Genomic DNA, 13,109 nt, shown 5'->3' on the forward strand with positions numbered 1-13,109 from the left:
AGAAACCCGTAAGTTGAAGCGTTGCGATCGCAACTTAAGCCTTGCCATTCAGTATAGTCTGCAAGTTTTTCAATAATTCTTCGGCTGTGTAAGGTTTGGGTAAAAAGGTTTGAACCCCAATACTGTTATTTTCACCCACCTCATAGCCAGAAACTAAACCGCTCACCGCAATAATTTTGACTTCCGGATCAAGTTTTTGCAGCATCCGAATCGTCATGGGGCCATCCATCGACGGCATCATCATGTCAATCAACACCGCGCTAACTTCTTGTTGGTGCTGAGCGTAGACGGCGATCGCCTCAATTCCATCATTGGCAGTCATGACGCTGTAGCCATAAGCTTCCAAGGAAATCCTGGTGGTTTCTCGAATCGGTTCTTCGTCATCTACCACCAAAATCAATTCGCCATGCCCCTTCGGTAAGTGGTGCTGCACTTCAGCTTGTCGCTCTAAAGTTGTGGCTTTAGCCGGGAGATACACCTTAAAAGCCGTCCCTCTCTCTACTTGGCTATGGACCGTGACGAAACCGCCATGACCTTTAACAATGCCAATCACCGTAGACAGCCCCAGTCCAGTGCCTTTGCCAATCTCCTTCGTAGTAAAGAAAGGTTCAAAGATTTTATCCAAGTTGCTCGGCGAAATTCCCATGCCTGTATCTGCCACCGTCAGCACCACATAAGGGCCAACCTTGGCATCTAAATACATGCGAGCATAGTTCTCATCGATCCATAAGTTCTCGGCTGCTAAGCTGAGCGTGCCACCTTCAGGCATTGCATCACGAGCATTCACACACAAATTCATCAAGACCTGATGCAATTGCGTCGCATCTCCTAAAATCACCCACAAATCTGGCGGCAGCAGCTCTGTAGCGATGGTGATAGAACGAGGAAAAGTTTGCTTCACCATCTGCTCAATCTCAACCAACAAATGCTTAATTTGCAGGAGTGTATGTTCTCCTTCTAAGCCTCTAGCAAAGGAGAGTACCTGCTTCACCAAATCAGCACTGCGCCTGGTGTTAGACTCCAAGATCGAGAGTAAGGTGCGGCTTTGCGGGTCTTGCACTTTTTTCTCTAGCAACTGCACCGACATCAAGATCGGCGCTAGAGAGTTATTCAGATCATGAGCAATGCCACTCGCCAAAGTACCGACACTCTCCAGCCGCTGAGAGCGCAGAAACTGAGCCTCTAGTTTTTTTTGCTCTGTGATATCGGTGTTCACCATCAAGATTGATTTTGGCTGGCCGCTCTCTTCCTGCACCAAGGTCCAGCGGCTAGCGACCACAATAGCTTTGCCCGCTTTAGTTACGTGATTTAATGCTCCCTGCCACTCTCGATGCTCTTGCAACCAAGTTAGATCTTGAAGGAAACGCGGCAGTGCGGCTTGAGGTAAAAACTCATTGACATTTTTTCCAATAACTTCGCTAGCCAACCAGCCGTAGAGGCGCTCTGCTCCTTGGTTCCAAAATACAATTTGGCTATCGAGACCTTGCACCACGATCGCATCGGTTGTGACATTCAGCAGCGCTGCTTGCTCCCGAATTTTCTGTTCGGCTTGCTTGCGCTCGGTGATATCCATCGTGACGCCTAGCATCCGAATAATTTGACCGTTGGCGTCGTAATCCCCTTGGCCTTTAGCCGCAACCCAATGAATGCTGCCATCAGGCCATTTCACCCGCAGCTCAATGTCGAGGCTCGTACCGGAGGCGATCGCTGCCTCCGTTGCTTGACTCACAACCGCAACATCCTCTGGATGTACCATTGCTAGCAAATCTTCTGAGCTGCGACTGAGGACGGTGGGAGCTAGCCCTAGGTTATAGGCTGTTGTGGCCGACATTATCACTTGCCCACTGCTCATGTCCCAATTCCAAGTGCCCATATGGGCCGCTTCTAGCGCTAGCCTAAGCTGATCTTCACTCCGGCGGGCACGTTCTGTCTGCTGCTGTAGTTCTGTGGTAGTGCGGTTCGTTTCTAACAGTCTTCGCACCCGTTGCCGCAACACTGCCCAATGGATCGGCTTGGTGACATAATCCGTGGCTCCAGCGACAAAGGCCTGATCCACCGAAGCAGGGTCATCTAAGCAGGTAATCATCAAAACAGGGACGCGATCGCCTCCTGGCAAGGTGCGGAGTTGGGCACAGCAAGCAAAGCCATCCATAATAGGCATCAAGGCATCCATGAGAATAATGTCTGGATGCACTTGTTGATAAAGCGCCAGTCCTTCTTTTCCATCTTTCGCTTCTACAACCTGGTAGCCCTCTTGCTTAATCGCTTGAGCCAACAGAAGGCGCATCGAGCGGTCATCGTCGATCAACAAGACGAGGGGAGAATCAGAGAAGGGAAACACACTGGTCATCGTTAACAAGTTTGCAGTTCTAGGTCCAAAGTCGCTTTAACTCGTTCGTATTCAGCCTCCAGATGCCGCAATTGAGGCAAGCTGACTTGCCAGTCTGTTGCCATCATACCTGTACGCCCTATCACCTCTAATTCTTGGCACAACTGAGCCAGAGTCACAGCTCCTAAGGTGGCGCTGCAACCTTTTAAGCTATGAGCGGCATATCGCAGCGCTGCGGCATCTTGTTGCTGTACAGCCGCTTGGATTTGGGCGATCATTTTGGGGGCATCTTCCAGATAGTTATGAATCACCACGGCCAGCATTTCAGCCGCATTTTCACCTAACATTTCTTGCAGCGCTGCGATTGCCTTGGCATCTAATGCACCCTTGGCATCCCATTCGGTAGGTGTAGTCGTCATTGGGGTCAGGGCTAGTTCTGTACCTGGATTCAAGGGTTGATCCGGTAAAACCGCAGCTTGATTCACCTTTGCTAGCGCTGATTCTGGAACTTGCCAGCCCTGCTTGAGCAATTCCGCTAGCGCTGCCAGTCGGATGGGTTTGACTAAGTAGTTGCTCATCCCCGCCGCTAAGCAGGCTTCGCGATCGCCCTGCATGGCATTGGCAGTCATGGCAATAATGCGGGGGCGGGTGGCAGGCGACCAATTTTGGCAGATATAACGAGTTGCCGTTAGGCCATCCATTTCTGGCATCTGCACATCCATCAAGATCACGTCGTAACTGCGTTGTTGCAGCGCTGCGATCGCTTCTCGGCCATTGTTGACGACATCAATTTCATATCCCCACTGTTTGAGTCCACTCAGAATCACCTTCTGGTTCACCCGATTGTCTTCGGCCATCAGAATCCGCAGGGGAGGATGAGGCAGTTGAGGAGAGAGAGTTGACGAGACAAAACGGTGGCTAGTTTGGGGTGAACCTTGATTTAGCACCTGCAACAAAGCTTGTTCTAGCTGCGACTGCTTCACGGGTTTATTGACTAAGGCTACTCTGTCTTTGACTAGGGCAACTTTGCTGGGGGCTAGATTGCCCAAGGTCGTCAACAGCACCAAAGGTAAAGTTTGAAATTGGGGCAGTTGTCGCAGTTCCTGCGCAAATACCAAACCATCCTTCTCTGGCATTTGTACATCAATCACCGCCAGATCAAACTCTTCTCGCTGGTGCAGCCATGCCAACGCCTCAGCTCCAGAGGCAGCCGTACGACAGTTCATTCCCCAAGATTGCATGTGCCCCGTTAAAGCCTGACGACTCGCGGCATTGTCATCTACGATCAGCGATCGCTTACCAAACAATGGAGAGAACTGCTTCAGAGACGTTTCAGAGGGAGATACTAAATCTGCTGTTGCGGCTGTTGCGATCAGTGTGAAGTAAAAGGTAGAGCCTTGGTTAATGGTGCTCTCAACCCACATGCGACCACCCATCATGTCACTGAGTTGCTTGCCAATGGCTAGACCCAACCCGGTGCCGCCATACTGTCGAGTGGTCGAAGCATCCACCTGGCTAAACGACTTAAACAAGCGATCGCGGCGGTCTGTAGGAATCCCGATGCCTGTATCCTTAACCGCAAACTGGATTTCATAAGTTTGGCTAGCAGAACCCGTTACCAGAGAGCGAGCCTGCACCAAAACCACCACTTCTCCTGACTCGGTAAACTTGACGGCATTACCTAATAGGTTCACCAAGATTTGGCGCAATCGGGTGGCATCTCCCACGATCCATTTTGGTGTTGTCGGCTCAATCCAACAGACCAGTTCAATGGCTTTTTCAGCAGCTTTAGGAGCCAGCAAATCTAGAGATGCTTCTACACAGTTGCGTAGCTCCAACGGAGCCAACTCTAGCTCTAGCTTGCCAGATTCAATTTTAGAGAAGTCCAAAATGTCATTAATAATCGTTAGCAGGCTGTCCCCACTACTACGAATCGTGGCGGTTAAATCCTGTTGATATGAGTCAAGGTCAGTCGCTAACAGTAACTCTGTGAACCCAATCACCGCATTCATGGGTGTCCGGATTTCGTGGCTCATATTAGCCAAAAATTCACTTTTAGCTTGGGTAGCCGCTTCTGCCACTACTTTTGCTTGAGCTAGCGCCTGATTTGCGCGTGAGAGTTCTTCAGTCTGCTCCAAAAGCTGACGCTGGGCAAAGTAGCGCTCTGTAATGTCATCGATCACCCAGAGCCGTCCCGGTACGTTGCGGACCTGAGTCATGGTGCTAGAAAAGCTCAACACTTTGGGCTGAGGCTGAGTGTAAATCCAGTTCCAGTTACGAATCTCCGAGCGCGGTTGCGAGAAAAACTGTGCCGCTTGAGTCGCAATTTCGGCTTGGTTCTCGGCGCTAGACCTTAACTGCGCCATTGCAGCGGCCAGAAGCGGCGGATCGATCGCCCCTGGACCTAAGTTAAGGTGGGTCGCAGCCGCTAAGTTAACCCAGCCCTGCTCACCACTTTCATCCACAAACACCACACCTTGATGGATAGTTTCGAGGATGGCTTCAAACCGAGCTTGCAGTTTATCAAGATTCAAGGTGATGTCATTGAACTGCAACAGAGTGCGTAATTCTCCAATTACAGATTCAATCAACTGCTGCATATGAACTGGAATGGCGATTTGACGCTGCCAGATTAGTAAAATGGCCCCCTGAAAACCCCCAGGATGTTGCAAGGGCAAAATAGCGACAGACTGGGCACCTTGAGCGAGTAGAACGCGGGACGCTTCTGGTGTAGAAGCATAATCTGTGTAATAAAGGCAGCGATTTTGGGCGATCGCAGTGGCAAATAAACTAGGTGTAGTCAGGGCATTGGGTAGAGCCGTTTCGGGTAAGCAGACCAATGCCTCTGCTGTCACCTCATCCAACTGACGCAAAGCGATCGCCGCATCGGCAACCGTCACCTCTTGCAGAGACACCAGCACCCGCCTCAACAAAGCATCAGGTGTCGCTAAAGTCTCTACTTCGGTGAGTTTGGCTAATAGCGCTTGCGAAGCCAGCCGCCACTCAATCTTTTGGCAAAATCGCCGCAACCCTACGATCAAGGCGGCAGAAATACCCCAAGCGATCGCCTGCCAGATAATAGGTTCTGGCCCCGAGACAACCGCTAGCCCCATTCCTGTACCTAGAAGCAACATCAGCGGTAGCGGTGGCAGTGGCAAGAGGAGACCCAACCCTAAAACTAATCCCACCCACAAATCAGATGCGTCCCCCAATACAACTAACCCGCCGCAGCCGCTCATCGCCAGCGTCAGCAAAACAGGCCGAAAAGTAGGCAACCAGTCAGGATGACGTAAAGATAACTGCAACCAGGAAGTTGTTAAGTAGCCAAACATGCAGCGATCGCTTGGGTAACTGTCTCTGGAGCACTGAGGTGAGGCAAATGTCCTTCAGCGGCAATAGGGACAAGCCGACCAGAGGGGATATGATCTGCCAAATACTGCCCCACCTGGGGTGGCACCGCAATATCATTATTCGATTGTAAAATCACAGTCGGGATGTTGAGCCGCCCTAACTCAGCTCGGTGGTCCGACTGAAAGATCACGCGAGCCACCGCTTGGGCAATATCAGGCCGAATCTGCGCCAAAGTCTTGGCAAATTCCAGAGCTAGTTCCGGTTTATCCGGATTACCCATCACAATGGGCGCAAAACCACTCGCCCAAGCATAGTAGTTAGAGGCCATCGCGGCATAAAGTGCATCTAAATCAGCTTGCTCAAATCCACCGAAATAACCTGCATCATTGAGATAGCGAGGAGAAGCACTAATAAAAACCAGTTGGCTAAATCGATCAGGCTCTACTAAAGCTGCCAGCAAACTAGCCATCCCACTGACTGAGTGAGCCACCAAAACCGCTTGCTTAAGCTTTAGCTCAGCACATAAATCTAATAAATCTTCTGCATAACTATAGAGGCTGCTGTAGCGACGCGGGCTGTAAGCCGAGAAATCGGATTGACCCGCTCCCACGTGATCAAACAAAACAATCCGAAAATTGGGGGCAAAAGCAGCGACTTGATGCCGCCAAGCACTTTGGTCGGAGCCAAAACCATGGGCAAAAATGATGGTTTGTTTGCCATCGCCCAACTGATTAACGTTGTTTCGCTTTAGCACGCTCGCTGCCATGAGTCGGTATCCTTAGAACCATCCTCATCTTACAAACTAAAACGAAATTAGCTTTTCAGCTCACCTGGCGTGACTTTCTTAGCTTCTCCAACATTTAGCGTTCGCGATCGCTGCTTACACCCGTTCTGGTACCGCTTGGCAACTACCTGTAAGGCGTTGGTACTCTTTAGTTGCCACCTGATATGCCTTGTCGCTTTCGGCCTTGACTCGCCAGATAGCAAAAGTAATTTGGCTTTGACTCAATCCTAAAGCTTGCAGGTGGTGGATACGATACCGGAGTTCTAAGTCTCTTTGGTAGGCATCATGCAACAACGTCACTGTGCCCTCTGGATCGACAAAATATTCTTCAGCTAGAAGCTTAAAGTGATTCCCATCGTGAATCATGCCGTGAATTAAAGCCTTCACGCTTAGATAAGTGCGATAAGCTGAGCCGTTGCCGCCTCGATTGCCAAACAAATAAACTCGTTCTTCAATTTCTCGCAGCTTTTTCTGAGCTAAGGTAATTTTTTGAATTTGTTGCTTGACTGACCTCGGGTTAGCTGGAAGCTGCAACTGAATACTGGGCTTAATTTGGTCAATCTCTTCAATAATTTGCCGAAACACGTTACTGGTATTCATTGCTACTTAGCATCTAATTCTACGGATAAAGATACCCCACCTTTCAATTTTTAATAGAGATGGGGAGATTGGCTAAAAATTAATCGTAAAGACACGATGAAAGAATAATGAACTTTACAAATCTGTTTTTAAAGATACAAACACTAGGAAACCGATTACAGGAATCGTAAATTTTTATACAAGGAATTAATTTTCAATCCGCGTCATCGGGCCCAAAATCACCACTTGTGTGCCCCACCCGCTTTCTCTAAACCAACTCACGCAGGAAATCACACATTTCTAGCGTCCAGCTAGGGTCTGCCTATGGCAGAGTGGAAGGGTAAGGGTAATCAGATGCAGTTTTAATTACGGGTAAGAGGCATGGACCGCTCTAAGTTTGTCGCTATCATCACCGGAGTAATTGCTGTCGTGCTCAGCATTGCTTACTTGCTGGTGGTGCAATTTTTAGACTTTCGCGGGGAGATGATTCCAGCCCCTATCGACGATCTTTCGGTTCTACCTCTAGCGGCTCCCCTGCTGTGGCATTTTCTGTCAGGGGTCTAACCACGCGAGCGATCGCTTCTTGAATAAACGCTTTGACAAACTCATCACGGCGGTTGAGCTGAAATTGCCGCTGCACCACTTCCGTCATGCCGCCGTCTCCCCAATTCTGATCGTGGCGAAAGTATTCAATAAAGCTTTTGCCTGCAATCCTGGTTAGGTAGGCAGCACTAACCCCCTGAATCGCTTTCCCGACTAAAAAAGTGGCTACGTTCAATCGCAGAGCAGTTGAAATCAGATCGATCGCGCCTTTGACAATGCCTAGGCTAGCCAGGGTTTTCGCTAGGGAAAGGGCCAGTTCTCTGCCTCGATCGGCATTAATGTCGCAGCCATACACCTGACCAATCTCCACCACCATCTGGGCATTCACCGCCGCAGTAGCCAGCAAATCGATTACGGGCAATGGTGTCACCGCAATCACCCCTGCTCCAATCCATTGAAACCGCTCGACAATCTTATCGGCTTGGCGACGACGTTCAGTGTCAATTAGCGTCCGGGCTTCGTCACCCAAACGCTGAGATTGCAGCAGAATATTGTCAGCTACTAAGTCTTCGCCCTCAGCCCGCAACACCGCCGCCATCCGCTTGAGCAACGGCATAATCTCCGGTTCTGGTTGCAACCAGTCACCACTTTCGAGCCGCACGGATTGAGGTTGAGCCGCTACCGCCACAATATCGGCAGCCGCTACGAGATCTCGCAGGCGATCGCGCAAACGGGCCAAAATGGTTTCTCGGTCTGGATCGGGGTACAAATCAGTTTTGTTAAGAACCACCAGCGATCGCTTCCCAATCTCGGCCAATCGCCGCAACGGTTCGTATTCAGACTGTCGCAGGTCGTTATCGAGAATAAAGAGTAGTAAATCGGCTTCAGTGGCTAACTGGCGGGCTCTCTGTTCGCGTTCAGTTCCTGCTACTCCCGCTTCTAGAATGCCTGGAGTGTCCGTCACCCAAATTTCTCGATTCAATTTTTTCAGCTTCAGGTGATAGGTCGCTCCCACATCCGTCGTTCCCATCGGGGCTCCGACTTGCCCGACAACTCGACCAATCAAGGCATTCACAATCGAAGTTTTGCCTGCCGAGCCCGTACCAAATACCACAACTCGCAGCTCTCGCCGGGAGAGATTTTGCTCAATGGTGCGAGAACGGTTGATCAAGGCTTGACGCGCTACCTCATCCTGAATTTGGGCCACTTGCTGCCGCACCGCTCGTAAGTTTTTTTCGGCTACATCTGCTTTGGCGGTTGGCAGCTTGGGTTGGGGTCGGCGAGCCTGGCGCTTTTGCAGTTGTGGCAATACGAGCAAGTAGTAAACAAACGCAGCCACCAGCACCCCTAGCAAGACAATCAGCAGTAGGAGCAGTAGATTGGCTAGGAGAGGGGCGGTAAACGCGATCGTGTAGTAGAGCCGAGAGAGCGAATCAATCAGCCACAACATCAGCCCCAGCAATAAGGTGAGGCCGACAATCAGTATGATCAGGCGCGACGAAGGCATGAACTCAGCCTAACCTTGCTTGATGGCACGAACTCAAACGGCGATCGCTCAGCAAATATGGCAACTGGCATGGCTACTGGCAGGCCGATGCTTTTCATTCTAATCGTCTCTAGTCGTGAGATTGGCAACCTCTGCTAATAGCTAGACGCGAAGTTATTCCGGAGCAGGCAAAATTTTAGACGAATGAGTGAACGGTCGCTTTGTTATGGAAGCGACAGGCAAGAAGGCTAAGACCTTTGGGACTCAAGTAGTAGTTCAGTAAACAAGGAAAAACTATGGGACTTTTTGACCAAATCGTCAGCGCCATCGATAACCCAAACCAACAAGCTAATCATGGTCAACTAGGCGGCATTGTCAATGTCGTTCAGCAACTGAGCCAAAGTTCTGGCTCGAATCCGGCGGTGATGCAATCAGTTTTGTCTATTGTGGGCAACCATGTCCGCTCAGCGTTGCAGGAGAAGCAAGCGATCGCAGGTCCAGAGCAGGCTCAAGCGATCGTCACTCAATTCGGCGGCACCCAGGCAAATCCCCAAGCAGTGCAGAGTTTGTTTACACCAGGACAGCAGCAGCAAGTCACTCAAGAAACGGCTCAACAAACTGGGCTGAACGCTCAAACCATTCAAGCGATGCTGCCAATTTTAGTTCCTATTGTCTTAAATCTTTTGGGGAGTGGCACCAATACTCAAAACCCACAAAATTTAAATCCCGTGCTGGGTTCCTTTTTAGACACCAACCGGAGTGGCGGGGTTGATGTGGGAGATGTCGTTAACCTGGCGAGTCAATTTCTCGGCCATCGGTAATCATCTCCCTTAATTGACCAGCGGAGCAAAATTCAGGGTAGGAGTTTTGAACCCTAATCCTTGACTCTTCAGTCCATTTAATTCTTTGTGTCCCAAGAGCCTTAATTAGACAAACTCTAGGGCACAAAGAAAAACTATTTGCGAAGCGCTACATCACTTCGGCAACCCAACTGAATCAACTCAAAGGCATTGCAGTCGATTGCTAAATTGGTCTGTAACTGTAGCGGCTTAGTAGCGACTTCTCGAGGAAGCACCACTACTTTCCCGTGGCTTAGCTTTATTAACTTTTAGCTCTCGACCTAACCACTCTGCTCCATCAAGCTCAGCGATCGCGGCGTCTTCTTTTGCGTCATCTTCCATTTCGACAAACGCAAAACCCCGTTTTCTTCCTGTCTCACGGTCTGTAGGGAGGCTAACTCGACTGACTTTGCCGTATTCCGCAAAGATCTCCTTTAGATCCTCTTCAGTAGCCTGAAAAGCCAGGTTGCCAACGTAAATAGTCACAATTCTCTCCAAACCAAACGAACTCAATAGCCTGCTAGTTCTTATTAGGCCAGAGTAATAGTTCAAAAACTACATTCTTGTTCTAATACTGAATCTAGCTTCGGTAGCGATCATATCCGATCTCTCCAGAAATGCAGCCTAATGTTAACAACATCTATACAAAAATTTCTTCTCTACAGAAGTTGCGATAGAGCCGATCTAATAGGATTGATATCAATAGGCTAGAGCTTTTGTGGAGGCAGCTCAGTTAACTTACTCTTAACCAAAGTAGTGATAATTCTTTCCTAGGCAAGGACCGCTGCAATACTTAAAACATGGTTCTGCTGCACCTAATTTAAGAACTCACAATTTCAGCCTAAAAGTATCGAAGAATACTCCTGACACTAATAAGAATTGCTATTATTATGTGTTTTAAACTCATCGAACTTGAAGCATAAACAGTTCAAGCCACCTAGCACTTCCCTTGCTCAAGCATGAGGCATTGCTTCAAGAATCGCAGTCGATAAAAGCACAGCAATAAAAGCCCAGCAAGCTAAGGGACAAGTCAGCGATCGCCCTAGTAGTTATGCTGCTTTTGGGCGATCGCTGTGTTTTACTTTCCTCGAGGCTGCATCATATTGGCCTCTGAGCGTGGCTACTCTGAGGTGCTCTATAGCCTACTTAAGGCCGCTCAAAGTCCGAAGCGGGGCGGAAACTCTGTGCGGGTACGCCTCGAAGCGCTTGTTCCATGAAATCGCGCCAGATCGGAGCGACTAGAGTTCCCCCCGTAGCTCCATATCCGAGCGGAGCGTAGTTGTCATTCCCTACCCAAACGGCTACCGAAAGCTGCGGTACATAGCCAACAAACCAAATATCCCGCTCGGAAGAAGTCGTGCCTGTCTTACCAGCAGCAGGGCGATCGAGACGGGCTGAGGTGGCCGTTCCTCGCTCAATCACTCCTTGCAACACACTATTCAGCGAAGCTGAGGCCCAAGGATCGAGTACAAGCTGAGGCTTAGGCGTATTGTCTAGGAGTAGATTGCCACTGCTATCCGTAACCTGAGCAATAAAGGTAGTCTCGGAGTGCCAACCATTATTAGCAAAGGTGGCATAAGAGCCCGCCATTTCTAGAGGAGTCAAGTCAACTGCACCTAAAGGCAAAGAAATTACGGGTTCCATCGGGCTTTTGATGCCCAACGTCCGACAAATTTCAATCACCTTATTCAGGCCAATTTCTTGCCCCAGCTTCACTGCTGGAATATTTCGTGACATTTCTAGCGCCCGACGCAGGCTCATCGCCCCTGCAAAGGTGCCATCGTAGTTTTGAGGCGAATAGTATTCGTAGCCATCTGGATAGCTCACAGGCGAGTCATAAACAATCGAGTCAGCACCATATTTACCAGAGGCCAAGGCAGCATAGTAAACAAATGGTTTGAACGCGGAACCGGGCTGCCTCAGGGCTTGCACAGCCCGATTGTACTGGCTCTGTTTATAATCGACCCCACCTACCATCGCCTTGACAAAGTGAGTTCTGGGGTCAACAGCGACCAGTGCCATCTGATCGGCCATGTAGGAGAGACGATAGTGACCCCGGCTTACAGTATCCTCAGCAATCCGCTGGAGCTTGGTATCAATCGTGGTCTGCACCCGCATCCCGCCCTTGAGGACTGCATCGCGGCCAAAGCGTTTAGTTAGTTCCTGTACCACAGCCTCAGTTACATAGGGCATATTGCTGGCTTGGAAAGAAGTTATTTGCCCTAATTTCAGCGGTTGTTTACGAGCCGCAACTTCTTCTTGGGGGGTGATCCATTGCAGCTCTCGCATGCGACGCAGCACTGTTAGTTGACGCTGCTTAGCCAACTTATAGCTAACAAAGGGACTATAGTTTTCGGGAGCCTGAATTAAACCCGCCATCATGGCGGATTCGGCTAGATTAAGCTCGGAGGCATGTTTGCCAAAATAGCTGGCAGAGGCTGTTTCAATGCCGTAGGTGTTATGCCCCCAATAAACCTGATTCAAGTACATTTCAAGAATCTGATTTTTGGTCAAAATCTGCTCTAGCCGTAGAGCCAGCACGCCCTCTGCCACTTTCCGGCTAAAAGCCCGCTTAGGCGACAGAAACAAGTTTTTGACCAACTGCATGGTTACGGTGGAGCCCCCCTCCACGGTTCTGCCCTGCTCCAAGTTAGCCATGAAAGCCCGGGTAACCCCGACTGGGTTGATGCCGTGGTGCGAGTAGAAGTGACTATCCTCAATCGCGATTACAGCTCGCTTTAAGTCAGGAGAGATTTTGTCTAGGGGCACCACTTCCCGGTTTGCTTCTCCGTGGATGCTAGAGAGCAGCTTGCCCTTGATGTCATAGACGTGGGTGGTTTCGGTAGGAACATAGCTACGCAGTACCCGCACATCAGGGAGGTTACGGAAGCTAATCGCTAAACCAACTAACCCCCCAGCCAGCACAGAGCTAGATAGCATGGTGATTCCCAGGAGGGTGCCTCCTGTCACTTTGGCAACTGCCTGCACAAATTGCAGCATCGGTGCTGGGTTAGCCGGTTTTTTCTGTCCGATGGTGTTAGATGACACGGCGATTTCACTTCCTCAACACAAAAGGCGTTATTTAAGATCAAGCATTCCGAAGCGGGGGCTTCCGGAGAATTTTAACTGCGATCGCAGCTAGGTGAGCGTCTAAAGATCCCGACTTAAATCTGCGGGTTCAACTATCTTAGGTGAGAC

The 13,109-nt window shown here is 49.8% G+C and carries 8 protein-coding genes; 1 reads left to right on the forward strand and 7 read right to left on the reverse strand.

The window, feature by feature from the left end:
• Positions 1-34: 34 nt before the first annotated feature.
• The 5 genes from H6F72_RS12655 to H6F72_RS12675 form a co-directional block, all read right to left on the reverse strand.
• Positions 35-2,350: a response regulator gene (locus tag H6F72_RS12655; RefSeq protein WP_190435695.1), complete on the reverse strand. Its 2,316-nt coding sequence runs from the start codon at positions 2,348-2,350 to the stop codon at positions 35-37.
• A gap of 2 nt (positions 2,351-2,352) precedes the next feature.
• On the reverse strand, positions 2,353-5,661 hold the full coding sequence (locus H6F72_RS12660) for a response regulator (RefSeq protein WP_190435698.1): 3,309 nt from the start codon (positions 5,659-5,661) through the stop codon (positions 2,353-2,355).
• Complete coding sequence (locus H6F72_RS12665) at positions 5,646-6,446, reverse strand: alpha/beta fold hydrolase (RefSeq protein ID WP_190435700.1); 801 nt, start codon at positions 6,444-6,446, stop codon at positions 5,646-5,648. Before H6F72_RS12665 ends, H6F72_RS12660 begins: the two co-directional genes overlap by 16 nt.
• Before the next feature lie 114 nt (positions 6,447-6,560).
• Positions 6,561-7,064, reverse strand: a complete 504-nt coding sequence (locus H6F72_RS12670; RefSeq protein ID WP_190435704.1) for a hypothetical protein — start codon at positions 7,062-7,064, stop codon at positions 6,561-6,563.
• A gap of 475 nt (positions 7,065-7,539) precedes the next feature.
• Entirely contained in the window at positions 7,540-9,093 is a 1,554-nt protein-coding gene (locus tag H6F72_RS12675; RefSeq protein ID WP_190435708.1) for a YcjF family protein, read from the reverse strand.
• Between the two features lie 275 nt (positions 9,094-9,368).
• Here H6F72_RS12675 and H6F72_RS12680 point away from each other — a divergent pair, with 275 nt between their 5' ends.
• Positions 9,369-9,893, forward strand: a complete 525-nt coding sequence (locus tag H6F72_RS12680; protein ID WP_190435711.1) for a DUF937 domain-containing protein — start codon at positions 9,369-9,371, stop codon at positions 9,891-9,893.
• A gap of 228 nt (positions 9,894-10,121) precedes the next feature.
• Here the strand turns inward: H6F72_RS12680 and H6F72_RS12685 are convergent, their stop codons facing one another.
• Together H6F72_RS12685 and H6F72_RS12690 are read right to left on the reverse strand one after the other, a co-directional pair.
• Positions 10,122-10,397, reverse strand: a complete 276-nt coding sequence (locus tag H6F72_RS12685; RefSeq protein ID WP_190435714.1) for an RNA-binding protein — start codon at positions 10,395-10,397, stop codon at positions 10,122-10,124.
• A 660-nt stretch (positions 10,398-11,057) separates the two neighbouring features.
• Positions 11,058-12,959: a penicillin-binding protein 1A gene (locus H6F72_RS12690; protein ID WP_348252068.1), complete on the reverse strand. Its 1,902-nt coding sequence runs from the start codon at positions 12,957-12,959 to the stop codon at positions 11,058-11,060.
• Positions 12,960-13,109 lie beyond the last annotated feature (150 nt).

The sequence above is a fragment of the Trichocoleus sp. FACHB-46 genome (genome assembly GCF_014695385.1).
Lineage (GTDB): Bacteria > Cyanobacteriota > Cyanobacteriia > FACHB-46 > FACHB-46 > Trichocoleus.

Bases quoted from the DNA above. Each gene is read 5' to 3' on its own strand.
- H6F72_RS12660 (WP_190435698.1), bottom strand. From the start codon at position 5,661: ATGTTTGGCTACTTAACAACTTCCTGGTTGCAGTTATCTTTACGTCAT.
- H6F72_RS12655 (WP_190435695.1), bottom strand. From the start codon at position 2,350: ATGACCAGTGTGTTTCCCTTCTCTGATTCTCCCCTCGTCTTGTTGATC.
- H6F72_RS12680 (WP_190435711.1), top strand. From the start codon at position 9,369: ATGGGACTTTTTGACCAAATCGTCAGCGCCATCGATAACCCAAACCAA.
- H6F72_RS12670 (WP_190435704.1), bottom strand. From the start codon at position 7,064: ATGAATACCAGTAACGTGTTTCGGCAAATTATTGAAGAGATTGACCAA.
- H6F72_RS12675 (WP_190435708.1), bottom strand. From the start codon at position 9,093: ATGCCTTCGTCGCGCCTGATCATACTGATTGTCGGCCTCACCTTATTG.
- H6F72_RS12665 (WP_190435700.1), bottom strand. From the start codon at position 6,446: ATGGCAGCGAGCGTGCTAAAGCGAAACAACGTTAATCAGTTGGGCGAT.